General features: G+C 64.9%; 23 protein-coding genes and 1 pseudogene. 14 read left to right on the top strand and 10 right to left on the bottom strand.

What is annotated here, in order from left to right:
- From C515_RS24725 to C515_RS0118585, 4 genes and pseudogenes are all read right to left on the bottom strand, one after another.
- Window positions 1–761 (bottom strand): annotated as a pseudogene (locus C515_RS24725) (hypothetical protein); the annotation flags it as partial.
- A complete protein-coding gene (locus C515_RS22015; RefSeq protein WP_051305114.1) occupies window positions 754–1194 on the bottom strand; it encodes a DNA polymerase III subunit chi in 441 nt (146 codons plus the stop codon). The pseudogene C515_RS24725 and the gene C515_RS22015, both read right to left, overlap by 8 nt.
- Window positions 1191–1598 (bottom strand): hypothetical protein, encoded by a 408-nt coding sequence (locus C515_RS0118580; protein WP_028456715.1) that lies wholly within the window; start codon window positions 1596–1598, stop codon window positions 1191–1193. The genes C515_RS22015 and C515_RS0118580 overlap by 4 nt, the downstream gene beginning before the upstream one ends.
- Window positions 1595–3070 carry a leucyl aminopeptidase gene (locus tag C515_RS0118585; protein WP_028456716.1) on the bottom strand — a complete coding sequence of 492 codons (1476 nt, stop codon included), beginning with the start codon at window positions 3068–3070 and terminating at the stop codon, window positions 1595–1597. The genes C515_RS0118580 and C515_RS0118585 overlap by 4 nt, the downstream gene beginning before the upstream one ends.
- 111 nt (window positions 3071–3181) lie before the next feature.
- Between C515_RS0118585 and lptF the strand changes: the two genes are divergently transcribed.
- The 6 genes from lptF to C515_RS0118615 all read left to right on the top strand — a co-directional run bounded on the left by lptF (window position 3182) and on the right by C515_RS0118615 (window position 10298).
- A complete protein-coding gene (lptF, locus tag C515_RS22020; RefSeq protein ID WP_043650508.1) occupies window positions 3182–4243 on the top strand; it encodes an LPS export ABC transporter permease LptF in 1062 nt (353 codons plus the stop codon).
- Window positions 4244–4249: 6 nt separating this feature from the next.
- Window positions 4250–5329, top strand: a complete 1080-nt coding sequence (gene lptG / locus C515_RS0118595) for an LPS export ABC transporter permease LptG (protein WP_028456717.1) — start codon at window positions 4250–4252, stop codon at window positions 5327–5329.
- A 266-nt stretch (window positions 5330–5595) separates the two neighbouring features.
- Window positions 5596–6609 (top strand): UDP-glucose 4-epimerase GalE, encoded by a 1014-nt coding sequence (galE, locus tag C515_RS0118600; protein WP_028456718.1) that lies wholly within the window; start codon window positions 5596–5598, stop codon window positions 6607–6609.
- A 157-nt stretch (window positions 6610–6766) separates the two neighbouring features.
- A complete protein-coding gene (locus C515_RS0118605; RefSeq protein WP_028456719.1) occupies window positions 6767–8044 on the top strand; it encodes a flippase in 1278 nt (425 codons plus the stop codon).
- Window positions 8041–9057 (top strand): glycosyltransferase family 2 protein, encoded by a 1017-nt coding sequence (locus C515_RS22850; RefSeq protein ID WP_051305116.1) that lies wholly within the window; start codon window positions 8041–8043, stop codon window positions 9055–9057. The genes C515_RS0118605 and C515_RS22850 overlap by 4 nt, the downstream gene beginning before the upstream one ends.
- Window positions 9054–10298: a glycosyltransferase gene (locus tag C515_RS0118615; RefSeq protein WP_028456720.1), complete on the top strand. Its 1245-nt coding sequence runs from the start codon at window positions 9054–9056 to the stop codon at window positions 10296–10298. The genes C515_RS22850 and C515_RS0118615 overlap by 4 nt, the downstream gene beginning before the upstream one ends.
- 64 nt (window positions 10299–10362) lie before the next feature.
- On the opposite strand, the gene C515_RS0118620 is transcribed toward C515_RS0118615, so the two are convergent.
- Window positions 10363–10698 (bottom strand): DUF5684 domain-containing protein, encoded by a 336-nt coding sequence (locus C515_RS0118620; protein ID WP_028456721.1) that lies wholly within the window; start codon window positions 10696–10698, stop codon window positions 10363–10365.
- A 329-nt stretch (window positions 10699–11027) separates the two neighbouring features.
- Here C515_RS0118620 and C515_RS0118625 point away from each other — a divergent pair, with 329 nt between their 5' ends.
- From C515_RS0118625 to C515_RS0118660, 8 genes are all read left to right on the top strand, one after another.
- A complete protein-coding gene (locus C515_RS0118625; protein ID WP_028456722.1) occupies window positions 11028–11834 on the top strand; it encodes a glycosyltransferase in 807 nt (268 codons plus the stop codon).
- A gap of 121 nt (window positions 11835–11955) precedes the next feature.
- On the top strand, window positions 11956–12816 hold the full coding sequence (locus C515_RS22030) for a glycosyltransferase (protein ID WP_043650511.1): 861 nt from the start codon (window positions 11956–11958) through the stop codon (window positions 12814–12816).
- 42 nt (window positions 12817–12858) lie between these two features.
- A complete protein-coding gene (locus C515_RS22035) occupies window positions 12859–13980 on the top strand; it encodes a glycosyltransferase (RefSeq protein ID WP_051305117.1) in 1122 nt (373 codons plus the stop codon).
- 42 nt (window positions 13981–14022) lie between these two features.
- Window positions 14023–15483, top strand: coding sequence for an undecaprenyl-phosphate galactose phosphotransferase WbaP (gene wbaP, locus C515_RS0118640; protein ID WP_081687073.1), 1461 nt, complete (start codon window positions 14023–14025; stop codon window positions 15481–15483).
- Window positions 15483–15887, top strand: a complete 405-nt coding sequence (gene mntA / locus C515_RS0118645) for a type VII toxin-antitoxin system MntA family adenylyltransferase antitoxin (RefSeq protein ID WP_211234111.1) — start codon at window positions 15483–15485, stop codon at window positions 15885–15887. The genes wbaP and mntA overlap by 1 nt, the downstream gene beginning before the upstream one ends.
- Complete coding sequence (hepT, locus tag C515_RS0118650; protein ID WP_245575066.1) at window positions 15865–16308, top strand: type VII toxin-antitoxin system HepT family RNase toxin; 444 nt, start codon at window positions 15865–15867, stop codon at window positions 16306–16308. Before mntA ends, hepT begins: the two co-directional genes overlap by 23 nt.
- Entirely contained in the window at window positions 16301–17617 is a 1317-nt protein-coding gene (argA, locus tag C515_RS0118655) for an amino-acid N-acetyltransferase (protein WP_028456726.1), read from the top strand. Before hepT ends, argA begins: the two co-directional genes overlap by 8 nt.
- Window positions 17618–18208: 591 nt before the next feature.
- On the top strand, window positions 18209–21019 hold the full coding sequence (locus tag C515_RS0118660; RefSeq protein ID WP_028456727.1) for an EAL domain-containing protein: 2811 nt from the start codon (window positions 18209–18211) through the stop codon (window positions 21017–21019).
- Between the two features lie 357 nt (window positions 21020–21376).
- Here C515_RS0118660 and C515_RS0118665 read toward each other — a convergent pair whose 3' ends face one another.
- The 5 genes from C515_RS0118665 to mreC form a co-directional block, all read right to left on the bottom strand.
- Window positions 21377–22345 (bottom strand): septal ring lytic transglycosylase RlpA family protein, encoded by a 969-nt coding sequence (locus C515_RS0118665; RefSeq protein ID WP_028456728.1) that lies wholly within the window; start codon window positions 22343–22345, stop codon window positions 21377–21379.
- Between the two features lie 90 nt (window positions 22346–22435).
- Complete coding sequence (gene rodA, locus C515_RS0118670) at window positions 22436–23548, bottom strand: rod shape-determining protein RodA (RefSeq protein WP_028456729.1); 1113 nt, start codon at window positions 23546–23548, stop codon at window positions 22436–22438.
- The gene (gene mrdA / locus C515_RS0118675) at window positions 23541–25547 is read right to left on the bottom strand and encodes a penicillin-binding protein 2 (protein WP_081687074.1); all 2007 of its coding nucleotides are present in this window, start codon (window positions 25545–25547) and stop codon (window positions 23541–23543) included. Before mrdA ends, rodA begins: the two co-directional genes overlap by 8 nt.
- Window positions 25544–26050 (bottom strand): rod shape-determining protein MreD, encoded by a 507-nt coding sequence (mreD, locus tag C515_RS0118680; protein WP_028456731.1) that lies wholly within the window; start codon window positions 26048–26050, stop codon window positions 25544–25546. The genes mrdA and mreD overlap by 4 nt, the downstream gene beginning before the upstream one ends.
- A complete protein-coding gene (mreC, locus tag C515_RS0118685) occupies window positions 26050–26943 on the bottom strand; it encodes a rod shape-determining protein MreC (protein ID WP_028456732.1) in 894 nt (297 codons plus the stop codon). The genes mreD and mreC overlap by 1 nt, the downstream gene beginning before the upstream one ends.
- Window positions 26944–26954: the final 11 nt, after the last annotated feature.

A 26954-nucleotide genomic window follows, 5' to 3' on the forward strand; every position in this document is an offset into this window, starting at 1 on the left:
GCAGCCGGAGCAGCCGGAGCAGCCGGAGCAGCCGGAGCAGCCGGAGCAGCCGGAGCAGCCGGAGCAGCCGGAGCAGCCGGGGTCAAGGTGGCCGCGGGCGGTGTCACGGGTGGATTTGTTGTGGGTATTGCCTTGGGGCCCTCGTCGAGATTGAGTTCCAGAGGGATACCCCATGGATCGACATTGGCCTTGTCGGGTGCGGCATGCTGGCCGGCTTCGAGGTCCAGCTCCAGCGTAATGTCGCCGCCGGCGCTGGCGGGCGCGGCAGCGGCCGGCGGTGCGAGCGGGTCGGGGGTGGGGCTGATCAGCGCATCCAGGTCGAGCAGCGGCAGCTCCATGAACAGTGCCTCACTGCTTTTTTTCTTCTCCTCGGGGGGCGCGACCTCGGCCTTAGCGAGCGGTGCGTCTTCGGCGAGTGCTTCTTTGTCCAGCTCGGGTGGCGCAGGTGGCGGGCGCAGGAATTCTTCCGGGTCGAACATCAGCCCGCCCGGCGGCAGGGCCGGCGCCGCGGGTTTGGCGGCCGCGCGCGCGCGGGTTTCGCCGGGGTCGAACATGAAATCGCTGGCCGGGCCGTTGTCCTCAAGGCTCAGCGTCGGCAGCGGCACTTCTTCCTGCAGTACGGGAATCTCGGGGGCGATGGTTTCCTGCGTGAGCACCGGGATGTCTTCGCTGGCCTGTGCGGAATTGCCGCGGTGGCGCGCCATCAGCGCCTGCATCTTGTTGAATAGCGGGTTGATGCTGTCGTCGCGTTGTTCAGCCACGGCTGGCTAGCTCCTGCAGGTCGATGGCGCGCGGGGTCAGCCCCGCGCTCTGGTAGCTGCGCCAGCGATCACGGGCGCGCAGGCGGTTGTCTTCATCCTGGTCGACGATTTCGATCAGGCGCTGGCAGGCCGCTGCTGGCGTCAGCGTGCCGCTGGTCCAGTTGAAGACCACGGCGCGATCCGGCAGCAGCTCGGCACGGTGGTCGACAATGACCGGCGTGCGCGTGGCGCGTGCGTCGTCGGCCGGGCAGTGCGGCAGAAAGCCGGTTTGCGGCACGCTCCACAACAGGCGGTCGACTTCGTGCGAGGCGCTTTCGCTGGCGGTGTGCACGACGATCTCCAGCCCCTGCGCCAGCGCCTTGCCGACGAGCTGGCACAGCGCCTGCTCGCGGTTGCGCACATTGAAGTAGAACACCAGATCCGGCGAGCTCATGGCTGCAGCACCAGCTTGTTGTAGGCGCTGCTCCAGTCGGCGTGCAGTTCGTTGCCCAGTTTTTGCATCTGCGGACCATAACACCCGCCGGTGCGCTTGGACAGCGCGGCCATGTACTTGCCGAATTCGTCCAGCTCGGCGCGCAGGCGTGCTTCCTCGGCGCTGAGGTCGTGCTGCCAGCGTTGTTCGACCAGCTTGATCGTGCGTTCCCAGCGGTCGCCGCGTGCCTGCGGCGAGCACAGCGCGGTAAAGCGGTCGGCCATCAGCGCATGGGCGATGGCCTGCTTCAGTGCATCCTGATCGGGTGCTGCGCGGCTGGATGGGCTGGCCAGCAGGGTGGCCAGGGCGATCAGCGGCAGCAGCGTGCGCAGGGTCGTGCGCGGCTTCGGCGTGGCGGTGTTCATTTGCCGGCCGGATACTGGCGCAGGAATTCGACCAGCAGCGGCACCGGGCGGCCGGTGGCACCCTTGGCCGCGCCGGATTTCCAGGCGGTGCCGGCGATGTCCAGGTGTGCCCAGCGGTAGTCCTTGGTGAAGCGCGACAGGAAGCAGGCGGCGGTGACGGCGCCGCCAGGGCGTCCGCCGATATTGGCCAGGTCGGCGAAGTTGGATTTCAGCTGTTCGTGATATTCGTCGAACAGCGGCAGGCGCCAGGTTTTGTCGTCGCTGGTTTTCGCGGCAGCCAGCAGGGCGTCGGCCAGGGCGTCGTCGTTGGCAAACAGCCCGGTGGTGACATGGCCCAGCGCGATGACGCAGGCGCCGGTCAGCGTGGCGATGTCGATCACCACCTCGGGCTGGTATTTGCCGACGTAGGTCAGCGCGTCGCAGAGGATCAGCCGGCCCTCGGCGTCGGTATTGAGCACCTCGATGGTCAGCCCCGCCATGCTGGTGACGATGTCGCCGGGCTTGAGGGCATTGCCGGCCGGCATGTTTTCGCAGGTGGGAATCACGCCGACCAGATTGACCGGCAGGCCCAGCTCGGCCACGGCGCGGAAGGTGCCCAGTACGGTCGCCGCACCGCACATGTCGTACTTCATTTCATCCATCGCTTCGCCGGGCTTGAGCGAAATGCCGCCCGAATCAAAGGTGATGCCCTTGCCGACCAGCGCCACGGGTTTTTGCGCTTTCTTGCCGCCCCTGTACTCCAGCACGATGAGCCTGGGCGCTTGCGCGGAGCCGCGTGCGACGGCAAGGAAGGAGCCCATGCCCAGCGCTTCCAGCTCGGCCTGCTCCAGCACCTGGCATTTCAGTCCGTTTTCGCGCGCCAACTGTTGCGCCTGTTCGGCCAGGTAGGCTGGCGTGCAGACATTGCCCGGCGCATTGCCCAGCTCGCGCGTCAGGTTCATGCCGTGCCCCAGCGCCAGGCCGGCGGCCAGGCCGCTTTCCAGTTCGGCAATGTCGCCCTTCTTGGCGCAGCTGAGCTGCATCTGTGCCAGCTTGCGCGGCGTGTCTTTCTCGGATTTCCAGCTGTCCGGGCGGTATTGTTCGGTGATCAGCGCCTGCACAAAGGCCTGCGCCAGCGCGCTGCGGGCAGATTTCTTGCCGGCGGCGTGCGCCAGATAGCTGGTTGCGCTGGCGGGGTTCAGGCCAGCGAGCGCCCGGGCCGCCGCACGTGCGGCGGCCAGCAGGCTTTGCTCATCCTCGCCGGCCTGCACGAGGATGGCTTTCTTGGCGGCGAGTGCGCCGGAAAGCAGCAGCGTCAGCGTGCTGCCAGCCTTGGCGGCCAGATCGCCGGCCGTGACCAGTTCGCCGATGCGTCCGCCCAGCGCGGCGTCCAGTTCGGCGGTAACGGCCGGCAGGCTGCTGCCGGTCACCGGCAGGATCAGGCATTCGGCGCTGTCCAGCGCGGGGCTGAGCGGTTTTATGGTAAATTCCACGACGAACTCCTGTTGGTTTTGATGTGCCCGGTCAGCGAACCGCCGCGCCACTGAAAATCAATCGCTTGATTATCATCCTTCCCATTTTCCAAAGTCAAAAAACCGGACGGCATGCTTTTCCGTAAACGCCTCGTCAACGAAATGGTCTGGGTGGCGCTGGGTCTCTTCGTGATCCTGCTGCTGATCGTGCTGACCACGCAGATCGTGCGTCTCCTGGGTGAGGCTGCCGTCGGTGCGCTGGCGTCCTCGGCCGTCTGGGTGGTCATGGGCTTCGCCGCCGTGCGCTATCTGCCGGTGCTGCTGTCGCTGATGCTGTTCGTGAGCATCCTCGCCGTGATGACGCGGCTATGGAAGGATCACGAAATGGTCGTCTGGTTCGCCGCCGGCCGCGGCATCGGCAGCTTCATCCGTCCCGTGCTGGGCTTTGCCGTGCCGGTAGTCATGCTGATTGCCGCGATGTCGCTGTTCGTGTCGCCCTGGGCGCAGAAGAAGAACCGCGAGTTCCGCGAGGCGGCACTGGCGCGCCAGGACATGACCCAGCTTTCGCCCGGTGTCTTTCGCGAGGCCGGCAACGCCGACCGCGTGTACTTCGTCGAGAATTTCTCCGGCGCCGCGCAGGCTGGCAACAATGTGTTCATGCAGATCCGCCGTGATGACAAGCTCAGCATCATCCTGGCCGAGCGCGGCGGGCTGTATGTCGACGAGGCCGGTGATCGCTGGGTCTGGCTCAATAATGCGCATGGCTATGAAAGCGTGCCCGGCGCGCTCAATTACGACCTGATGCATTTCGAGAGCGGGCGCGTACGCATCGATGATCCGCAACGCCCGGTTGTCAGCCCGGCCAACCAGGCGCTGCCGACCCGTGCCCTGCTGGGCAGCGCCATCCCCGAACAGGTGGCCGAGCTGCACTGGCGGCTGGGCCTGCCGATTTCCACCTTCATTCTGGCGCTGGCGGCGATTCCCCTGGCGTTTTTCAATGCCCGTGGCGGGCGCATGCTGAATATCGTGTTTGCCGGCGTGATGGCCTTTCTCTACTACAACTGCATGAACGTGATGCAGGCCTGGCTGGCCGCCGGCAAGATTCCCGCCGCAGTCGGCATGTGGCCGCTGCACCTGCTGGCGGCGGCGCTGACCGTCTGGCTGTTCGTCTGGCGCTCGCGGCTGCGGAGATAAGGCTGCATGAACCGTCTCTTTCTGTATGTCGGGCGTGAAGTTGCCGCCACCATTCTTGGCACGCTGCTGGTGCTGCTGGCGCTGTTTGTCTTTTTTGACCTGATCGGCGAGCTGGGCAATGTCGGCAAGGGCGGCTACAACCTGCTGGCCGCCCTGTGGTATGTGTTGCTGGAAGCGCCGGCGCACATTTACGAATTGCTGCCGGTGGCCGTGCTGATCGGTGCGGTGTTTGCGCTGTCGGCACTGGCCGGCAGCTCGGAAATCGTCGTGATGCGCGCCGCCGGCGTGTCGCTGGCGCAGATCGCGCGCTGGCTGGCGCTGATTGGCCTCGTGTTCGCGATCCTCACCGCGCTGGTTGGCGAGGTACTGGCGCCGGCCGCCTCGGCCGAAGCCAACCGCCACCGCATGCAGGCGACCAAGTCCGTGCTCGGCGGCAGCTTCCGTTCCGGCATCTGGGTGAAGGATGGCCAGCAGATCGTCAATGTCGGCGCCATGCTGCCCGACCTGACGCTGCGCGATGTGCGCGTGCTGCAGATCGGCAAGAACGCCACGCTGACCAGCATTCTCGATGCGCGCACCGCCGAGTACCAGGGCGAAGGCAAATGGCTGATGAAGGAGGTGCGCATGACCACCTTCCTGCCAGACCTCGGCGGCGTGCAGCAGGCCAGCCTGCCGAGCGTGATCGGCAATTCCTCGATTTCCCCCGACATGCTGGCGGTGCTGATGGTCAAGCCCAATGACATGTCGGTGTCGGCGCTGCTGCGCTATGTCGATCACCTCGATCAGAACAAGCAGCGCACCCAGCGCTACGATCTCGCGCTGTGGAGCAAGATCTTCTACCCGCTGGCGGCGATCTCGATGATCCTGATCGCGCTGCCTTTCGCGCTGTTGCAGCGGCGCAGCCGCAATGTCGGTGTGCGCATCTTCCTTGGCATCCTGCTGGGCGTGGGTTTCAATTTCCTGAATCGCGTGGTGGTGCATGTCGGCGATCTTTACAATCTGCCGGCCGCGCTGATCACCTTCCTGCCATCGGCGCTGCTGTTTGGCCTGGCGGGCTGGATGCTCTGGCGCGTCGAGCGCAATTGACAATGGCCTGATTGGCAAGGCCGCCCGGCAAACGCAGAAAACCAGCATCCGCAGTGATGCAGGGGACACGCAAGCCGGGAGAATCAGGGGGATTGTCACGCAGGCAAGATAAGCGGCGCTCTCTGCGCCTCTGTGGTGGATTTGGCCTTGAGCTGCAGAATCTTGCCATTCAGGAAATGCACTGCGCGTCCGGTTAACACCGAACGCCCTCTGCGCCGCTGGCGCCCTCGACGGCACTACGTCGTCTCTGATACGGATACTTTGCCATGTATGTTCTGCTGACCGGCGGAGCCGGTTACATTGGTTCGCATACCTGCCTGGAATTGCTTGCCGCAGGTTTTACGCCGCTGATTTTCGACAATTTCAGCAATGCCAAGCCGGAAGTGCTGCAGCGCCTGGAAAACCTGGCCGGCCAGCCCATCGCCTGCGTCGAGGGCGATATCCGCGACCGTGCGGCGCTGGACGCACTGTTTGCCGCGCACGACATCCATGCCGTCGTGCATTTCGCTGGCCTCAAGGCCGTCGGCGAATCGGTGGCCCAGCCGCTGCGCTACTACGACAACAACGTCGTCGGTACCGTGCGCCTGCTCGAAGCCATGGGCGCGGCAAACGTGAAGCGTCTGGTGTTCTCCAGTAGCGCCACCGTGTATGGCGACCCGGCCAGCGTGCCGATCCGCGAGGATTTTCCGCTGTCGGCGACCAATCCCTATGGCCGTTCCAAGCTGATGATCGAGGACATGCTGCGCGACTTCTGCCTGGTCAACCCGGACTGGGACGTGGCGCTGCTGCGCTATTTCAACCCGGTCGGCGCGCATGAGAGTGGCCTGATCGGCGAGGACCCGCAGGGCATTCCCAACAACCTGATGCCCTTCGTGAGCCAGGTGGCGGTGGGCAAGCGCGAAACGCTGTCGGTGTTCGGCGGCGACTATCCGACGCCCGACGGTACCGGCGTGCGCGACTACATCCACGTCGTCGATCTGGCGCGCGGGCATGTGAAGGCGCTGCAGAAGCTGCAGCAGGCACCCGGCCTCATCACCGTGAATCTGGGCACCGGCACCGGCTATTCGGTGCTCGACATGGTCAGGGCCTTCGAAGAGGCCTCGGGCCGCCCCGTCCCCTACCAGATCGTCGCCCGCCGCCCCGGCGATGTGGCCGCCTGCTACGCCGACCCGGCGCTGGCGCGCGAGCTGCTGGGCTGGACGGCCGAGAAGACGCTGGCCGACATGTGCGCGGACAGCTGGCGCTGGCAGAGCGGCAATCCGAATGGCTATGGGGGTTGATGTCGCAAGGGCTTGAGTGAGGTTCCGCGCCTGCGCCGCAGGCGCTGAAAATGTCCGCTGTGCGCCGCTGCCCAGCCGGCAGGCCGCGCACAAGCTTCTTGCACCATGAGCAATGCCCCGGCGTACAATCCGGGGCATTCTTCTTCACGGCCCGGCCATGCCGCTCGATTCCCGCCTCAAGTCGACCATCTATGCCCTCTACCTGATCCAGGGGCTGAATTATCTGGTTTCTTTCGTCACCTTTCCCTTTCTGGCGCGCACGCTGGGCGCCGAGGGCTTCGGGGTGATGAATTACGCCTTCGCGGCCATCCAGTATGGCGTGCTGGCTACCGATTTCGGCTTCAATCTCTCCGCCGTTCGCGATCTGGCAAGGGTGCGCGACGATCGCCAAGCGGCGGCGCGCGTGTTCTGGACGGTGACCTGGGCGAAGACGCTGCTGATGCTCGTTTCCTCGCTGGTGCTGCTGGTGCTGACCTTTGCGCTGGGCAGCTGGTGCGAGCATTCGGGGGTATTCCTCGCCAGCCAGCTCTACATCCTGAGTTCGGTGCTATTCCCCATCTGGTATTTCCAGGGCTTCGAGAAAATGCAGCTCGCCAGCGGCATGATGGTCGTCGCGCGCGCGGCGACGCTGGGCTTTCTGCTGGTCTTTGTCGACGGCCCCGAGGACGTGGTGCTGGCGGTGTTGCTGCAGGCCGCGCCGCAGGTGATCGCCGGGTTGTTCTGGTGCGTCAGCGGCTGGGGCGTGGCGCCGCCACCGTGGCTGCGCGTGAGCTGGCGCGAGCTGCGCGATGCCTTGCGCGCGAGCTGGCCCTTCTTTCTGTCGGCAATCTCGACCAGCCTGTACACCACCTCCACCGCCGTGCTGCTGGGCTTTTTCGCCTTGCCGGCGCAGGTGGGCGTATTTGCCGCCGCCAACAAGCTCGTTTACATCGCGCAGGGGCTGATCGGTCCGCTGGTGCAGGCAACCTACCCGCGCATCGCCCAGCTTGCCGCGCACGACCAGCCTGCCGCGCTGGCGCTGATTCGTCGCGCGTGGAAGCTGCAGGGCGGGGCGGGCTTGCTGATGACGCTGGGGCTGGTGCTGGGCACGCCGGCCATCATCTGGCTGCTCGGTGACAGCTACCTTGCCGCCGGCCCGGTGCTGGCGATGCTGGCGCCGGTGATCCTGCTGGGCGCGCTTGCCTATGTGTACGGTCAGCAGACGCTGCTGGTGTTCGGTTACGAGCGCTATTTCAGCCGCGTGCTGGTGATTGCCGGCCTGTTGAACGTCGCACTGATGCTGCTGGCGCTGGCGCCCTGGGGCTTGCCGGCACTGGGCCTTGCGCTGCCGGATGCGGCCTTGCGCGCCGCGGCCTGCGTGCTGGCCGTCGAGGGCTTTATCGTCGGCGCGTTCTGGTGGCGCGCGCGACGCATTCACGCGGATATCGCCTCATGAACACCCCGCTCGTCAGTTTCGTGCTTCCCTGCTTCAATGCTGACAGGTATCTGCAGGAGACCCTTGATGCCATTTGCTCACAGACTTATACCCGGTGGGAGTGTGTGGCGATTGACGATGGTTCGACCGATGGCACGCTGGCCATCCTGCAGGCGGCGGCCGCGCGCGATGCGCGCTTTCGCATCATCAGCCGCGAGAATCGCGGCCTGATCGCCACGCTCAACGAGGGCATTGCGGCAGCGGCAGGCGAGTGGATCGCGCGCATCGACGCCGACGACCTGTGCACGCCGGACCGGCTGGAAAAGCAGCTGGCGCGCGTGCTTGATACCGGCGCTGACGTGTGCGGCGCCTGGGTGCGCTTTTTCGGCGACCGCGATGGCGAATGGCATTTGCCGGCGAGCGACGCGGGAATCCGCGCGCTGCTGCTGTTCAACGCCGCGCTCGCTCACCCCACCGTGCTCGCGCGCCGCACGCTGCTGCTGGCGCACCCTTACCCGGCCGATGCGCCGCATGCCGAGGATTACGCGCTGTGGTGCGCGCTGGCCCAGGCCGGCGCGCGCTTCACCGCCGTGCCGCGCGTGCTCTTGCACTACCGCACGCACGCCGGGCAGATCACGCAGACGCGGCGCGACGCCTTGCGCGAGACCGCGCAGCGTGTGCGGCTCGATTACGCGCGCCACGCGCTGCCGGTGCCCCTGCAGCCGCTGGCCGGCGAATTTGCCGAATTGGCCGAGCCGGGCCGGGTGCTGAAACCGGCCGAGTTCCGCGCCTTTGCCGATATCCTCAGGCAGCTTGCGGCCCTGCTCGACGGCGCGCGCGGCGTGCTGGGCGGCGTCTGGCTTGACGCGCTGGAGCGCACCCAGGGGATTCATATGGGTATGTTGCCGGGGCTTATGCTGCTGCATGCGGCCATGCCGATACCCCGCTCAGAGTTGCCGAAGTGGCGCAAGCTGCTGTTGCGGCTTGCTGTCAGCGATCAGGTCTGGCAGCGGCTGCGGAGGCTGCGCCGATGAAGGTGGCGATCTTTCTGCGCGATCTGGGTCTGGGCGGCGTCGAGCGCTGCGCGGTGCTGGTCGGCGAAGGGCTGGCCGCACGCGGTTTCGAGGTCACGCTGGTGCTGCTTGGTGGCAGTCACAATCTGTGGCAGTCGCGCATCGACCGCGTGAAGGTCGTCGACCTCTCCACAGGCTGGCATCCGAAGCAGCCGTGGACCTGGCTCAAGGGCTGGCGCGCCGCCCGGCGCATCGCCAGGGAGCACGATGTCGTGATTGCCGGCACCTTCCTGCTGCCGCTCTACATGACGTATGCGGCCACTCTGGGTATCAGGGCGAAAGGCAGGCCTGCGCAGCCCGCCGTTGCGGGCGCAGACGGGAAGGGGAGCCGGCAGCGCAGCCACCGGAATGGACAGGTGGTCCATGAGGATGGCGAGCAGCGCACGACGACGCACCGGCAAGCGCAGCAGGCGGGCTGCCGGGTGATGGGCTGGGTGCACGGGCCGATGCATGAGCTCGATGCCTTTGCGCGCATGAACCCCGTGCACCGCTTTGCCTGCCGCTTCGTCTATCGCCTCCTCGACGAGCTGGTCTTCGTTTCGCAGCACGCGCGCGACTCGCTGGCGCGCTGGCTGGGCGCGGCCCCGAAACCCGGCTGGCGGGTCTTGCCCAATTTCATCGACGACGACGGGGTCGGGCAGGGGCAAATGCCTTCCGCCCTTCACGCCTCGCACCTCAGCCCTCACTCTCCGCTGAAGATGCTCTTCGTCGGCCGCATCGCCGAGGAAAAGCAGCCGGGTCTGTGGCTGGACACGCTGGCGGCGCTGAATGCGCGCGGCCTGAGCGCGCAGCTGACCGTCGTCGGCGACGGGCCGCTCGAAGGGTGGCTGCACGACGAGGCGGATCGCCGTGGCCTTGGCGGCCAGCTGGTTTTTGCCGGCCGTCAGGATATCGTCACACCCTGGCTGCAGGCCGCCGACGTGCTCTTGCTGACCTCCAGCTTCGAGGGCTGCCCGCTGGTCGTGCTCGAAGCAATGGCGCTGGGTCTGCCGGTCGCCTCGACCAATGCCGGCGGCGTGTATGAACTGTTTGGCGAGCGGCGCGACGACTTTGTCGTTGCCGAGGCCAGCGGCGCGGCGCTGGCGGTGCTGATCGGTAGTCAGGACAGGGCCGCGCTGTCGGCGTGGCTGCTTGAGCGCGCGGCACAGTACTCGGCGAGTGCCACGCTGGCGCGCTGGTGTGTCATGTTGCGGGAAGGCTGATTCTTTGTCGCCGGAAAAGCAAAAGGGCCGCATGGCGGCCCTTTTGCACATCAGACTGCCTGGTTTAGGCCGTTTCGTCGTACTGTGCGTCACCAAAGCCCAGGAGCGGGAAGAAAATGAAGCCAAGGAAGGCCAGGCCCAGACCAAAGCCGGCGCCTTTGCCAAATTTCTTGGCCAGTTCGATCATGACCAGAATGGCAACCACGAGGCCGACAATCGGGATCAGGAAGAGCACGACCCACCACAGCGGCTTCTTGACGATTTCCAGCAGCACGATGATGTTGTAGATCGGGATCAGCGCAGCCCAGCCCGGCTTGCCAGCCTTGGTGAAGGTTTTCCAGAAGCCGGCGAAAACGCCAACCAAGATGGCCAGATAAATCAGGGTGATGATGAATTCCATGTGAACAATCCTTCTTTGAATTCGGTGAATGATTCTTGGTGCGACAGCGAACCAGGCACTAATAAGCCATTTTGCTAGATTCACGTCAAGTATTTGCCAGTGTTTGTAAGCAAGTGTTGCGAAAAGTACGGGTTTTTACTTATTCGGCGTAGCACTCAAAAGACAGATTGTTACGGCAGTGTGCACAGTCCATTTATCTGATTGCAGGTAAAATGCAGGGCCGCCTGCGGGCAGGGTAGGGGCACCTGCAGCATGACGCCATGCAGATAAGCCAGAATGCGCCTGCCATATTCTGACCTAGCCTTCCTTTCCATCCCTGTAGCCTCCCCATGAACCGCGCCGCCCTGCTCATACCGCATTACAACAACCCGCAAGGCCTGCTCGCGTCGCTAGCATCGGTGGGGGCTGACGAGCCGGTGGATGTCTTTGTCGTCGACGACGGCAGCACCCGCGCGACCATTGACGAAGCCGCTGCGCAGGCCGCATTTCGCGCACGGGGCGAGCTGCATTTTCTCTATCTGCCGGTGAATGCCGGCATCGAGTACGCGCTCAATACCGGGCTGGAGGCGATGCTGGCGGCCGGCTATCAATTCTGCGCGCGGCTGGACTGCGATGATCTGAACGTACCGAACCGCATCCAGCGCCAGATGGCGTTTCTGGACGCGCACCCCGAGGTGTATCTGGTCGGCAGCGCCGTCACCTTCTTTGATGCCTCGGGTGACCGCTTCACGATCCGTCAGCCGCAAACGCACGCCGACATCGTGCTGCAGATGCACAAGGACAATGCCTTCACCCATCCGGCGGTGATGTTCCGCATGGCCGGCGTGCGCGAAATCGGCCTGTATCCGCTGGACTGCAAGGCCGCCGAGGATTTCGCGTATTTCTGGCAATTCGTCACCCGCTACCGGACGGCCAACCTGCCCGACGTGCTGGTGAAAAGCGAATACAACGATGCCGGCATCTCGCTGAGCCGCCGCCGCCAGCAGCAGGCGATGCGCCTCAGGCTGCTGGCGCGCCACTTCGACTGGAAACCGGCCTCACTGTTGAACATGGGCAAGGCCTTCGCCTCGTTCGCGCTGCCGCTGTCGGTGACGCGCGGCATCAAGAAACTCATCGGTCGCAAGGATTGGGCATGACTATTTACCCTGTAGGGCGCAAATCCCGATTTGCGCACGCGGGCGGAGCGTCGCTTTCCGGTGCGCAAACCCCTGCGGGATTTGCACACCCTACTTGCCTGGCTAACTCTGGAAAGTCTGCATGACTGATACTGCCCGGCAGCCCGTGCTGCTGCTGATCCCGCATTACAACAACCCGCAGGCGCTGAACGATTCGCTGGCGTCGATTGGCGCGGACGAGCCTTGCGATGTGCTGGTGGTGGACGATGGCAGCACGCGCAGCCCCATTGACGAAGCCGGCGCGCGTGCGGCGTACCGGGGGCGCGGCGTGCTGCGTTTTCTGCCCCTGCCGCAGAACAAGGGCATCGAGGGCGCGCTGAACGCTGGCCTGCAGTGGGCGCAATCGCGCGGCTACGAATTCATCGCCCGGCTGGATTGTGGTGACCTGAATGTATCTGACCGCATCCAGCGCCAGTTAAGCTTTCTGGAGCAACACCCCGAGGTGTATCTGCTCGGCGGTGCGGCGCGCTTTGTCGACCAGCAGGGTGTCGAGCAATTCGTGCTGCGCCATCCCGAACGGCATGAGGACATCGTGAAGACGATGCGCAAAAACTCGGCCTTCGTCCATCCGGCGGTGATGTACCGCAGCGCAGGGCTGGCGACGACCGGGCTGTATCCGCTGGATGCGCCGGCGGCCGAGGATTACGCGCTGTTCTACGCCTTTGTGCGGCACTTCAGGGTGGCCAACCTGCCCGAGGTGCTGATCCATTACGAGCTCGATCCGGGCGGCATTTCGCTGTCCAAGCGGCAGAAGCAGCTTGCCTCGCGGCTGAAGGTGCAGCAGGCCAACAGCGACGGCTCGCTGGCGGCGCTGACCGGCCGGCTGCGCACGCGCGCGCTGATGGTCTTGCCGTATGGGCTGGTATTCCGGCTGAAATCCGCGTTGCGGCGGAAAGGAAAAACCCAACGCAGTGACGCAGAGACGCAGAGGGAAAAACAATGACTCCGCTTTTCTCTGCGCCTCTGTGGTTGAAGGATTTTAGCCATGTCTGACATCCAGGCTTCCACCCGTCGCCACATCGTCCACGTGGTCGAATCGTTTGCCGGCGGCACGCTGTCCATGCTGACCGCCATGGCCAACGGCCAGGCGGCCGACGGGCATCGCGTGACCGTCATCCATTCGCTGCGCGAGGATACGCCGGCCAGCTGGCGCGAGCTGTTCGCGCAGGAGATCGCCTTCATTCCCCTGCCGATGTGCCGCGCCATCCATCCACTGCAGGACTGGCGCGCCGGCGTGGCGCTGGTGCGCTGGCTCAGGGAGCTGGCGCCGGATATTGTCCACCTGCATTCCAGCAAGGCCGGCGCGCTGGGGCGCATTGCCAGCCTGTTCACGAAGCTGCCGCGCACGCGCTGGTTTTTCTCGCCGCACGGCCTGTCCTTTTTGCAGCGCGAGGCGGGTCGGCTCAAGAATCTGGTGTTTCTGCTGCTGGAAAAGCTGCTGGTACACATTCCGGTGACCTTTATCGCCTGCTCGGCGAGCGAGGCCGCGAAAATTCGCAATACCCTTGGGGCTAATGTTCTGCAGGTCAATAACGCCGTGAATATTGAGCAGATACCTCAAGCTTCTGGTGGCGGCGCTGTGCTGCGTATCGGCATGGCCGGGCGCGTGACCACGGCGCGCAACCCCGAACTCTTTGCCGCCATTGCCCGCCGCTTCACCCAGCCCGGCGTCGAATTCGTCTGGCTGGGCGGTGGCGAGCCGCAGGGTGAGGCGGCGCTGAAGGCCGCTGGCGTGCGGCTCACTGGCTGGCAGAGTCGTGCGCAAACGCTGGCGCAGCTGGCCAAGCTGGACATCTATCTGCAAACCTCGCGCTGGGAAGGCATGCCCGTGGCCGTGCTGGAGGCCATGGCCGCCGGCCTGCCGGTGCTCGCCACCGACATCGATGGCAACCGCGATCTGGTGCGGCATGGCGAAACCGGCTGGCTGTGCCGTGATGCGGATGATTTTGTCGCGCGGCTTGCCGCGCTGGCCGATGACCCCGGCCTGCGTCGCCGGCTGGGGGCCGAGGCGCAGGCGCTGGTGCACACCCATTATTCGCAGGCCGTGCTGATGCGCAGCCTGTACGCGGCCTATGGCCTGAGCGCAGCCAGGGCTGCAGAAAGCTGAATCGGGCCCGAGAGTAGCCAGGACAAATGACAAGGAAAGTCTGTGAGCAGTGAAAAACACCTGCGCGCCGAGCGCGCGAAACCCTGGCTGGCGCTGGCCGACCTCAGCGCCCTGCTGCTGGCCTTCGGCATTGCGCTGCTGCTCTTGTGGCTGCTGCGCTACCACCGTATCAGCGCCGGCTTCCAGCTGTGGTGGCAGTGGGAAGGCCAGCAGCAGGCGCTGGGCTTTGCGGTGCTGACGCTGTTTACCGTCGCCAATTTCTGGGGGCGCGGGCATTACTCGCTGCGCATGCCCTTCTGGGACGAGCTGGGCGAAATCCTGCGCTGGCTGCTGCTGGCCGCGCTGCTCAACGGCATGCTGGTGCTGCTGGGCAAGTACACCGTGTCGCGCTTCTTGTGGCCGGTATCGTGGAGCCTGGCGCTGCTCTTGGTGCCGCTGGCGCGCAGCCTGATGAAGCGCGCGCTGCTGGCGCGCGGCGTCTGGCAATTGCCCAGCGTGATTCTCGGCAGCGGGCGCAATGCGCAGGATGCCTGGGCCGCGCTCAACAGCGAGCGCCAGCTCGGCTTTGCCATCCAGTGCTTTGTTGCCGTCGACGAGGCGGCGCCCGCCAGCCTGACGCTGGCGAACCGCAGCGTCCCGGTCGTGCGTCTGGCGCCGGCCGCGCTGCTGGACTGGCTCGCCGCCCAGGGCAAGCCGCACGTGGTGATCGCGCTCGAAGCCGAGGAATTGCGCCGGCTCGACGCGCAGATCGAGCAGCTGAGCCTGCGCTACAAGAATATCCACGTCATCCCGCCGCTGGCCGGCCTGCCGCTGTTCGGCGCGGTGACCAACCACTTCTTCAGCCATGAGGTGCTGCTGCTGCGCGTGTCGAACAATCTGACCGTCAAGCCGCTGATGCTGCTCAAGCGCGCCTTCGACCTGCTGGGCGCCGGTGTCGGCCTCGTGCTGCTGGCGCCGCTGTTTGCCTTTGTCGCCTGGCGCATCAAGCAGGAGGGCGGCCCCGGCGCGGTATTCTTCGGTCATGTGCGCGTGGGGATGAACGGCAAGCCGTTCAAGTGCTGGAAATTCCGCACCATGGTGCACAATTCGCAGGAGGTGCTGGCCCAGCTGCTGGACAGCGACGCCGACGCGCGCGCCGAATGGGAAAAGGATTTCAAGCTGAAGAACGACCCGCGCATCACCAAGATCGGCGCCTTCCTGCGTCGCACCAGCCTCGACGAAATCCCGCAGCTGTGGAATGTGCTGCTGGGCGAGATGAGCCTCGTCGGCCCGCGCCCGGTGATCGAAGAGGAACTCGAGCGCTACGGCGAGCGCGTCGATTTCTACCTCGAAGCGCGCCCGGGGCTCACCGGCCTGTGGCAGGTGTCGGGCCGCAATGACACGACCTATGACGAGCGCGTGGCGCTCGATGCCTGGTATGTGAAAAACTGGAACCTGTGGTACGACATCGCCATCGTCTGCAAGACGGTGAAGTCGGTGGTGGCCGGGCGCGGGGCGTATTGATGATGACAATCGATTGGCGGCCGCTACTGGATGTGTTGCGGCAAAAGCTGCCCGATCTGCAGGCGGTCTACGCCTTTGGCAGCCAGATCAGTGGCGATGCAGATGCCGACAGCGACCTTGATCTGGCTGTGCTGTTGCCATATCGCGCTGATCCCGTGGCGCTCTGGCAGCTGGCGGGCGCCTTGTCCGGCGTGTCCGGCTTGCCGGTTGACCTGCTTGATTTGCGTGCAGCGAGTACGGTCATGCAGTATCAAGTGCTAAGCAAAGGGATTCGCCTGTTTGAGCTTGATACAGTGGTGGGTATTTTCGAGGCGATGGTACTGAGCGAAAAAACTCGCCTGGACGAGGTTCGCCAGGATCTGCTGGACGATATTGTTCGCGATGGGAGGGTGTATGGCAGATGATGTGTTGCTGAACAAGGCTGCGACGATTGAACGTTGCGTGGCCCGCGCCCGCGAGGAGTACGCAGCTGGAGCGGTGGAGTTTGCAAGCAATCACACCCGCCAGGATGCCGCTATCTTGAATATCCAGCGTGCTTGCGAAGCCGCGCTCGATATGGGTCAGCATTTGATTCGGCGTGATCGGCTGGGCATTCCGCAAAGCTCGCGCGATGTGTTCACCCTGCTGGAAACCGCGGGCCGCATCGATGCTGCGCTTGCCGCGTCGCTGCGCAATATGGTCGGCTTCCGCAATATTGCCGTGCATGATTATCAGGCGCTGCAATTGCCGATTACCGTGGCGATCATCGAACGGCATCTGGATGATTTCCTGATTTATGCACAGTGTTTGCTGAAAGGCGGACTGACGGGGGCTGACCATGCATGATTTCGTCGAATGGTTCCGTCAGGCCGCGCCCTACATCCATGCCTTCCGAGGCCGCACCTTCGTGATCGCCCTGGGCGGCGAGGTGGTGCGCGACGGCAAGTTCGCCACGCTCACGCACGACATCAACCTGCTCACCAGCCTGGGCGTGCGCCTCGTCGTCGTGCATGGCGCGCGTCCGCAGATCGATGCGCGCATCGTCGAGAAGGGGCTCACGCCGCAATACCTGCATGGCCTGCGCGTCACCGACGCCGAAACGCTCACCTGCGTGATCCAGGCCGTCGGCCAGGTGCGCGTCGAGATCGAATCCTGGCTGTCGATGGGGCTGGCGAATTCGCCGATGGCCAATGCCGACATTCGCGTGTCGGCCGGCAACTTCATTACCGCGCAGCCGATGGGCGTGCGCGACGGCATCGATCTGCAGTACACCGGCGAGGTACGCAAGGTCGATACCACCGCGATCCGCTACCGGCTTGATGACGGTGAAATGGTGCTGCTTTCCACGCTGGGTTATTCGCCGACCGGCGAGGTGTTCAACGTGCCGCTGGAGGACGTGGCGACCAGCGCGGCGATTGCACTGCGCGCCGACAAGCTGCTGTTCCTGTTCGGACAGGATGGGGTGGTCGATGCCAGCGGCGAGTTGCTCAATGAACTGACCGCGCTGGAGGCCGACCAGTTTCTCGCCGAGCACCCCGAGGCCAACGAGGATATCCGCCTCTATCTGCCTTGCGCCGCGCGTGCGGTGCGCCAGGGCGTCTCGCGTGCCCACCTGATCAGCCACCACGTCGACGGTTCGCTGTTGATGGAGCTGTTCACGCACGACGGCATCGGCACGATGATCTCGCGCGAAACCCTGGAAACGCTGCGCGAGGCGACCATCGACGACGTCGGCAAGCTCTTGGCGCTGATCGAGCCGCTGGAAGACCAGGGCGTGCTGGTCAAGCGCGGGCGCGAGCTGATCGAGCGTGAAATCTACCGTTATTCGGTGCTGGAGCACGACGGCAAGATCATCGGTTGCGTTGCCATGCATCCCTTCCCGGACAGCCAGATGGCGGAAATGGCCTGTCTGGTCGTGCATCCGGACTATCGTGAACAGGATCGCGGCGAGCAGCTGCTCAAGCACATCGAGCAGCGCGCGCGCGGGCAGGGCGTCAAGCAACTGTTCGTGCTCACCACGCGCACCGCACACTGGTTTCTCGAACGGGGTTTCGTGCAGGCGACCGTCGATGCACTGCCGATGGAGAAGAAAGAACTCTACAACTACCAGCGCCGCTCCAAGGTCTTCATCAAGCGGCTGGCGCGCAGCAGCTGAGCGTTTGTTGCAAAACGTGCTGTGCACCCGGTGGGCGCAGTGAGGGCGGAGGGCGCCCAGGCCCCTGAATCCTTACGGACTTCATGACCGCCGCGCTTGCTGTACTGCTGCCTCACCGCCGGGCGCTTGCCATTCATGAATTATTGATCCGGCCCTCTGATGTTTTTACTTGTAGGAGCGAGCTTGCTCGCGATCAGCAAGGCTTCGCGAGCAAGCTCGCTCCTACGGAAATTCAAACGTCCGAGGGCCGGATCAATAGGCGCTGTTGAGGTTTGATTGGTTTTTACACAGCCCCGTCAACTTGCCGGCCCCGGCGGGCGGCTGTGGGTGAAATGCAAGCCGGCGGCATGTCGTGCTAGGACGGGCACGGCCGCTCTGCTAACCTCCATCACCATCTGCTGATCAACAGGAGGTGCAACGATGCCTTCTTTCGGTATCCGGCGCCGGGCGCAGCCCCTCGCAGTCAGCATCCGCACGGTCAGCATCCGCACATCAGGAATCGAGTTGTTGCATTCCATTCATTCATTCCGGCTTTGCCGCAGGACAAGGGCTGACAGGCTGTTGTTCTGGCGTGTGTCGAAGGAGTAGGCCTTGCCCTGGCGCTTTCTCGGCTCGCTGCGCACCCGGCTGGTGCTCTTGCTGCTGCTCGTGCAATGCGGTCTGCTCGCCCTTGCCTATTTCCAGCTCGAGAAAATACTGCAGCGGGCGCGTTTCGATGCGGTCAGCCAGCGCGCTGAAAATGTCGCCAATGTCACGGCCGCCGTGGTGGCGCGCGAAATGATCTATGCGCGCCATGCCGAACTGGGGCCGCTGCTGGATACGCTGCGCACGCCGGAAAACGTTGATTATCTGGTGGTGGTCGACAATGCCGGCCAGGTGCTGGCCACCAGCGGCTGGGATGCCGCGAAGCCGCTGCCGCCACCGAGCCGGCTGGTTCCCGGCGAGCTGCCGCGCCTGCTGCATCTGTCGGTGCCGGTGCGCTATGGCTATTCGCCCGTCGGCGAGCTGCATTTCGGCCTGTCCACCCAGCGGGGTGGGGAATTGCTGCGCAGCGTCCTGCAGCAGAACCTGTGGATCCTGATCGCCAGCGCCTTGCTCAGCACCGCGCTGTTTGCGCTGGCGGCGGCCTGGGTCGTGCGTCAGCTCTATCGCCTGATCGACAGTGTCGAGCAGGCGCTCAGCGGCCAGACCGGTCAGGCCACCACCCTGACCGAGGGCGAACAGGATCGCCTGCTCGTGCATTTCCGCACCATGCTGCAGCGCATCGACCAGCGCGTCAGCGCCTTGCAGCAGAGCGAGGCGCGCTTTCATGCGCTGGCCGATTACACGCATTCGGCCGAGCTGTGGATCGACCCTCAGGGCAAGCTGCTGTGGGTGAATGCGTCCGTCGAGCGTCTCACCGGCTACCGGGTGGAAGAATGCCTGCTGCTTGACGGCTTTCCGGTGGGGCTGGCCGTGCCCGATGAGCGCGAGCGCTTTGCCGAAATGCTGCGCCGCGCCCTGCAGGATGAAAGCAGCATGTCCGATTTCGAATTCCGCGCCGTGCGCCGCGATGGCCAGACCTTCTGGGCGGCGGCGTCCTGGCTGCCGCTGTATGACGGTGACGGCAAGCTGCTGGGCCTGCGCGCCAGCATCCGCGACAACACCGAGCTGAAGGAAGACCGGCTGGCCCTGCGTCGCGCGCTGATGGACCTGCAGCAGCTGCAACTGCTGGGGCAGGGCTATCTGCAGCGCGCCGAAGCCGAACGCGCGCGGCTGATGGCGCTGCTGTCGGCCATGCGCTTTGGCGTGCTGTTTGTCGACAACGACAACCGCGTGGTTTTCCACAATCCGGCCTTTGCCGAGCAATGGGGGCTGCCGGCCGATGCCGATGGCCACGGCCGGCCGCTGGGCCAGGTGCTGCAGCAGGCCGCCAATCAGCCGGCGATCAGCGACATTGCGGTGTACTACCTCGAGGAGCTGGCGCTGGCTGACGAGCGCGTCGATTTTGGCGCGCTGACGATGAATGACGGGCGCATCATCACCCAGTACTGCTACCGCGTGCTCGACCAGCAGGGGCAGACCAATGGCCGCATGTGGATTTACGAAGACGTGACGCAGCAGCGCGCCATGGCCGAGCGCATGATCAGCCTGGCCGAGCGTGACGCGCTGACCGGGCTCTACAACCGTCACCGTTTCCAGGACGAACTCGACCGCCTGTTCGCCGATGCCGAGCGGCGTGGCGCGCGGCTGGCCCTGCTGTATTTCGATCTCGACGAGTTCAAGTTCGTCAACGACACCTTCGGCCATGGCGTCGGCGACGAGTTGCTGGTGGTGATTGCCCAGGAAATCGGCCGCCAGGTGCGGCGCAACGAGATTCTGGCGCGGCTGGGGGGTGACGAGTTCGCCGTCTTGCTGCCCGATGGCGACGAGGCTGCCGCCGCACGCCTGGCCGAGCGCATCATCGCCACCATCAGCCAGATCACCTTCAGCGCGCGCGGGCATACGCTGCGCCCGGCTTCCTCGCTGGGCGTGGCCATCTACCCGCAGCATGCCGGCACCAGCGCCGAACTGGTCGCGCATGCCGATGCCGCCATGTACCAGGCCAAGTCCGCCGGCAAGTCGACCTGGCGGCTCTACCGCGCCGACGCCGATCCCTCGCAGAACGCGCTGGCACGCCTGTCCTGGAAGGAGCGCATCACGCAGGCGCTGGAAAATGACGGCTTCGAGCTGCATTTCCAGGGCATTTACGAGGCCGCCACGCGCAAGCTGGTGCACCTCGAAGCGCTGCTGCGCATGAAGGATGCGCAAAACCCCGGCGAGCTGATCATGCCGGGCAGCTTCATTCCGCACGCGGAAAAGACCGGCAAGATCATCGATCTGGACCGCTGGGTCATCCGCAAGGCCATCAGCATCCTGGCCGAGCGCCCGGCCGCGCCGTCGATCGCGGTGAATGTCTCGGGGCGCTCTTTCGACGAACCGGGCTTGCCGGAATTCATCGCCGACGAGCTCAAGCGCCGGCGTGTCGATCCGCGCCGTCTGCTGGTCGAGCTGACCGAAACGGCGGCGGTATCCGACCTGCGCGACGCCCAGCGCTTTATCGATGCGCTGCGCGCCACTGGCTGTCGCGTCTGTCTTGACGATTTCGGCGTCGGCTTTGCCTCGTTTGCCTACCTGAAGCAGCTCAAGGCCGATGTGCTGAAGATCGACGGCATGTTCATCCGCGACCTGCCGCGCGACCGCGACAGCCAGATTTTCGTGCGCGGCATGGTGCAGATGGCGCACGACATGGGCAAGATCACCGTCGCCGAGTTCGTCGAGAATGTCGAGATTCTGGAAATGCTGCTGGAATTCGGCATCGACCAGGTGCAGGGTTATCACCTCGATCGCCCGCAGCGCGATCACCCCGGGTTGAATGCCTGAGGTATTGCGCTGTAACTAATCAGGCAAAAGGGTTGTGTGGTAATACCCTCTTGAATTGGCATGTTGGCCGGCCTTGAAGGCGGGGAGTGCGAGCGACCGCGCCTGGCCAGCAGAAGCCCATTCCTGAGGCCGATAACTGTGCCTGGACCTATTGATCCGGCCCTCTGATGTTTTCAACTCGTAGGAGCGAGCTTGCTCGCGATAAGCAACGCTTCGCGAGCAAGCTCGCTCCTACAGAAATTCATACTTCTGAGGGCCGGATCAATAAGGCGGCGCCGAAAGGGCTGGCAGGACCGTGAAGGTTGGCGCACCCTGCTCACGCCTCACGCCTCACGCCTCACGCCTCACGCCTCACGCCTATCGCGCAATCACGGCCTGCAGCCGGTACCGCCCGGTCAGGCGCTCGGCGGTGGACAGCGCTTCATCGCGGCTGGCATATGGCCCCAGCTGCACGCGCCAGAACTTGTTGTCCGTGCGCATGCGCAGCTTGCGGCTGTCGGCTTCGTCCAGCTCGCGCAGCAGGTGCAGGCGGAAATTATCGGCATTGTTCTCGGCCGAGAAGGCGCCCAGCTGCAGATAAACGCCGGCGGCATCCTCGCTGACCGGCACCGTGCGCGGAGCTTCCTGAACTGGCGGGCGGGGCGGCGCTTCCTGTGCCGCGCGGGCGACGACCGCTGCCGGCGTGTCGCCCGGCAGCAGGCTTTCCACCTTCACCCGCGAGCTGCCCTGGCCGGCATAGCCCAGCCGGCAGGCCGCGAGGAATGAGAGGTCGATCACGCGCCCCTTGTGGAATGGCCCGCGATCATTGATGCGCACCACCACGCTGCGGCCATTGGCCAGATTGGTCACGCGCGCATAGCTGGGAATCGGCAGGATGGGGCTGGCGGCCGTCATCGCGAACATGTCGTAGATTTCGCCGTTCGAGGTCTTCTGGCCGTGGAATTTGCGGCCGTACCAGCTGCCGGTGCCTTCCTCGTGCCACTGTCCCGGCGCGCTCAAGGGGGTGAACGACTGGCCCAGCACCGTGTACGGGCGGTTGGCCCATTTGTGCAGCGGCTCCCAGCGCGGAGAGGCATCGGGAATCTGGTCGAGATTGGCGGGCCATTCGGCAGCCGGGCCGTCGTCCTTGTAGAAACCGCCGCGCTTGCCGTCGAGCGCCGTGTAGCTGCAGCCATACTGCTCGCTGCCGGGCTGGGCCGGCGGCGCGGGTTGCGCCGGCTGCGGCTGCGGTCTTGCCGGCCCGTCACTGACCGGCGCGGGCGGCGTGCTGGAACAGGCGGCCAGCAGCAGACCGAGCAGGGTTGGCAGGAGTAGGGGCTTTTTCATGGGGTATTGCTCTGTAGCCTTTTCATCAAAAGGGCTTGGTGTCTTAACGTTGCCGGGTATGCTGAGATCGCCTCACGCCTCACGCCCCGCTCAGCGTCGGATCAGCTTGCGGTCGCGCTGGATGCTCATGAGGATACCGAAGCCGGCCAGAATCGACACCATCGAGGTACCGCCGTAGGACACCAGCGGCAGCGGCACACCGACCACCGGCAGAATGCCGGTGACCATGCCCATGTTCACAAAGGCGTAGGTGAAGAAGGTCATCGCGATGGCTCCGGCCAGCAGCCGGCCAAACAGCGTTGAGGCGGTATTGGCGATCATCAGCCCGCGCACGATGACCAGCAGATACATCACCAGCAGCACGGCATTGCCGACGAGGCCGAATTCCTCGCCGAACACGGCGAAGATGAAGTCGGTCGTGCGCTCGGGAATGAAATCGAGGTGGGTCTGCGTGCCGCTGAGCCAGCCCTTGCCGAACACGCCGCCCGAGCCGATGGCGATGGTGCCCTGGATGATGTGGTAGCCGGCGCCCAGCGGGTCTTCCATCGGATTGAGCATGGTCGCGATGCGGCGGCACTGGTATTCATGCAGGATGTTGATGCACCAGTCCCAGTGCAGCACCACGTAGACCAGCGTGCTGCCGGCGGCGAGCATCACGCCGATCAGCCGCCACGACAGGCCGGCGAAATACAGCACGTAAAAGCCCGAGGCGCTGATCATCAGCGCCGTGCCCAGATCGGGCTGCTTGAGAATGAGCCCGACCGGCACCAGCAAGAGCAGGGCGCCGCCGACAAAGTGCTTCCAGTTCAGCTGCGCTTCGAAATGGTGGAAAAACCAGGCGATGGTCATCGGCACGGCAATGCGCATCAGCTCGGAAGGCTGGATGTGCGTGATGCCGATATTCAGCCAGCGCGTCGAGCCATTCACCGTCTTGCCGGCGATCTCCACCAGCACCAGCAGGATCACGCCAAGAATGTAGCCGGGCAGGGCGAGGCGCATCAGCGTGGCCTGGGAGATGTTGGCGATGGCCCACATGACGCCGAAGGCGATCCCCATGAAGACGATCTTGTTCAGCACCCGGTCCAGATCCTGGTTCGAGGCCGAAAACAGCAGCACCGCCGACAGCGCGAACAGCATGGCCGTAAAGAGGAACAGCCAGGGGTCGACCGGCTGGCGGATGCGCAGCCACAGTTGCTTAATCACTGGTGCGTTCCTCTTCGGCTGGGCTGCTGGCGGCCGCCGCGCTGCTGGCCGGGCGCGCAGCGCTGGCGACGGCCGATGCCGGCGCCGCCGGCTCCTTGCCGGTCAGGTAGAAGTCGAGCGTGGCGCGCGCGATGGGCGCGGCAGCCTGCGCGCCAAAGCCGCCGTTCTCCACAATGACGGCCAGTGCGATCTTCGGCTTGTCGGCCGGGGCGAATACGATGAACCACGAGTGGTCGCGCAGGCGCTCGCTGATCGCGTGCGCGTTGTACTTGGCGCCCTTGAGACTGTAGACCTGCGCCGTGCCGGTCTTGCCGGCCGAGGTGTATTGCGCGCCGGCAAACACGCGCGCGGCCGTGCCCTGCGTCATCACGCCTTCCATGCCGCGGATCACGCGCTCGATGTTTTCCGGCTTCCACGGCTGTGTGCGTATCGGTTTGGGCTCGACCGGCGTGGCGCGGCCGCTTACCGGGTCTACCAGATTGGCGACGACATGCGGGCGGAACACCACACCGCGATTGGCCAGAATCGCCGTGGCGTGCGCCATCTGCAGCGGCGTGTAGCTGTTGTAACCCTGGCCGATGCCGATCGATACCGTTTCGCCGGAATACCACTTCTGCTGTTCGCGCTTCTTGAAGCGCTGCTTCTTCCACTCGGGGCTGGGCAGCACGCCGCGGCGCTCGCCGGGCAGGTCGATGCCGGTGCGCTGGCCAAGGTCGAACTGCTTCATGAAGGCGGCAATGTCGTCGATGCCCATCTGCACGGCGAGCTGATAGAAATAGGTGTCGCTGGACACCACCATGGCGCGGTCGAAATTCATCGAGCCGTAACCGCCGGGCTTGGAGTCGCGGAACTTGTTGTTGCCGTAGATGAAATAGCCGGGGTCGGCGATGGTCTGGTGCACCAGCGGGTAGTTGCCCTCCAGCGCGGCCATGGCCATGAAGGGCTTGAAGGTCGAGCCCGGCGGGTATTCGCCGCCCAGTGCGCGATTGAGCAGCGGCTTGTCGATGGATTCGTTCAGCTCTTTCCAGGATATCGGGTCGATGCCGTCGACAAACAGATTGGGGTCGAAACCGGGCTTGGACACAAAGGCCAGGATGCCGCCGGTGCCCGGCTCGATGGCGACCAGCGCGCCACGGCGCTTGTCGAAGAGTTTTTCCACCACCGTCTGCAGCTTCATGTCGATGGACAGCTGCAGGTCGCTGCCGGGCTTGGGCGGCGTGCGGTCCAGCGTGCGGATGGCGCGCCCGCCCGAATCGACCTCGACCTTCTCGAAGCCGGTCACGCCGTGCAGTGCGTCTTCATAGCTCTGTTCGACGCCCAGCTTGCCGATGTGGTCGGTGCCGCGATAATTGGCCAGCTTGCCGTTTTCCTTCAGGTTTTCAATGTCGCGGTCGTTGATGCGGCCGATGTAGCCCACCAGATGGCTGGCCAGCTCGCCCTGCGGATAGTGGCGAAACAGCCGCGCCTTGACCTCGACGCCGGGAAATTCGTGGCTGCGTGCGGCAAAGCGCGCCACTTCCTCGTCGGTCAGTCGCGTCTTGATTGGCAGCGATTCGAAATTCTTGGACTCTTCCAGCTCTTTCTTGAAGCGGCGGCGGTCCTTGGGGGTGATTTCGATCAGCGTGTTGATGTGGTCGATGGCTGCATTGAGGTTGCCGACTTTCGACGGCGTGATTTCCAGCGTGTAGGCCGAGAAATTGTGCGCCAGCACCACGCCGTTGCGGTCGCGGATCAGGCCGCGCGGCGGCGAGACGGGAACCAGCGAAATGCGGTTCTGCTCGGCCAGCGTCATGTAGCGGTTGTGCTGCAGCACCTGCAGCCAGAAAAAGCGCGCGAACAAGAGGCCAAAGGCGCAGGCGATCAGGAGCAGCGCCACGGCCAGGCGGATCTGGAAGGCGTAGCGGTCGTTGTGCTCGTTGCGCAGCACGCCGGCGCCGCCCAGCTGGCGCTGGTTGACCCCGCGGCGACTGCGGAAGAGCGAGCGGCTGATACTTTTCATAGTTCGTCGGAAACCGGCTTGCGCTGGTGCATCAGCATCAGGTTGGACAGCGGTGTCCACAGCACGGCGGCGATCAGCGGGCCGGCAAAATAGCCCGGGCCCGGAAAGCTGTCGCCGATGGCGAGCCGCACCAGCAGCATGACGGCCTGCGAGGCCAGCAGCAGCATCAGCGTCACCAGTGCCTGTTGCCAGAACGGGAACAGCGCGAACTGGCGCTGGCGCGCCAGCGTCGCATAGGCAATCAGCGAATAGGCCAGCGCGTGCTGGCCTAGGTAATTGGCGTCGGCCACGTCCATCAGGAGGCCCAGGGCAAAGGCCCAGCCCACGCCGATGCGGCGCGGCTGGTGCAGGGCCCAGTACACGATCATCAGGGCGACGAAGTCGGGCGTCAGGCCGGCCAGCGCCGCCTGCCAGGGCGCCAGATTGACCAGCAGGGCCACGATGAAGGTCAGCAGGATGAAGCCAAAGCGCACCGGGCGCAGCAGCTGGGTAGAAATGGGCATCAGTGCGTCTTCCTGGGGGCTTCTGCCGGGGCCGATGCGGATTCCGGATAGGGGGCGCGCTCGGCGGGGCCGCTGATGGCCAGCAGGTAATTGTGCTGTTCGAAGTGCGCCAGCGGCTCGCAGAAGATGCGCGCGAAGGCGCTGCCGTTCTGGCGCTCGACCTTGCTGACGCGCGCCACCGGCAGGCCGGCCGGATACAGGCCGTCAATGCCCGAGGTGGAGAGGATGTCGCCTTCCCTGATGTCGACGTTCGGCGGCATGTAGCGCACCTGCAGCGGCTGGTTGCGGCCCATGCCGTAGACGATGGTGCGCAGCTGGTTGCGCTCGACCATGACCGGCACCAGATGGTTGCGGTCGGAAATCAGCCGCACTTCGCTGGTCAGCGGGTGCACGCGGATGACCTGCCCGGCCACGCCGCGATGGTCGATGACGATCTGCCCGCCGGCCACGCCGGCATTGCTGCCCTTGTCGACAATCAGCCGGGCGCTGTAGGGATCGCGACCGTTGTAGAGGATCTTCACCAGCTCCTGCCGGCCGACAGCGTGCGGCGCGCTGGCGGTGAGCGCGCGCAGCTGCGCCACCTCGGCTTCCAGCGCCTTGACGCGCATGGCGTCGGCGCTGGCTTTCAGGCGCTCGTCATTCAGCCGGCGGTTTTCGGCGATCAGCTGGGTTTGCCGGGTCATGAAATCCCCGGCCCGCAGCACGGCATCGACCGGCGTGGTGGCCAGCCATTGCAGCGGATAGACCAGCACCGACAATTGCTGGCGCAACTTGTCCATCAGGTGCAGCTTGGCGTCGCTGACCAGCAGGATGAACGACAGGGCCGAAAAAATCATAAGCCGCGTCAGCGGCTTCGGTCCCTGCTTGAAAAAGGCGGGTTGATTGGCGTGCATGCAAAGGCCTG

The organism is Chitinilyticum litopenaei DSM 21440, from assembly GCF_000428145.1.
Taxonomy (GTDB): Bacteria; Pseudomonadota; Gammaproteobacteria; order Burkholderiales; family Chitinibacteraceae; genus Chitinilyticum; species Chitinilyticum litopenaei.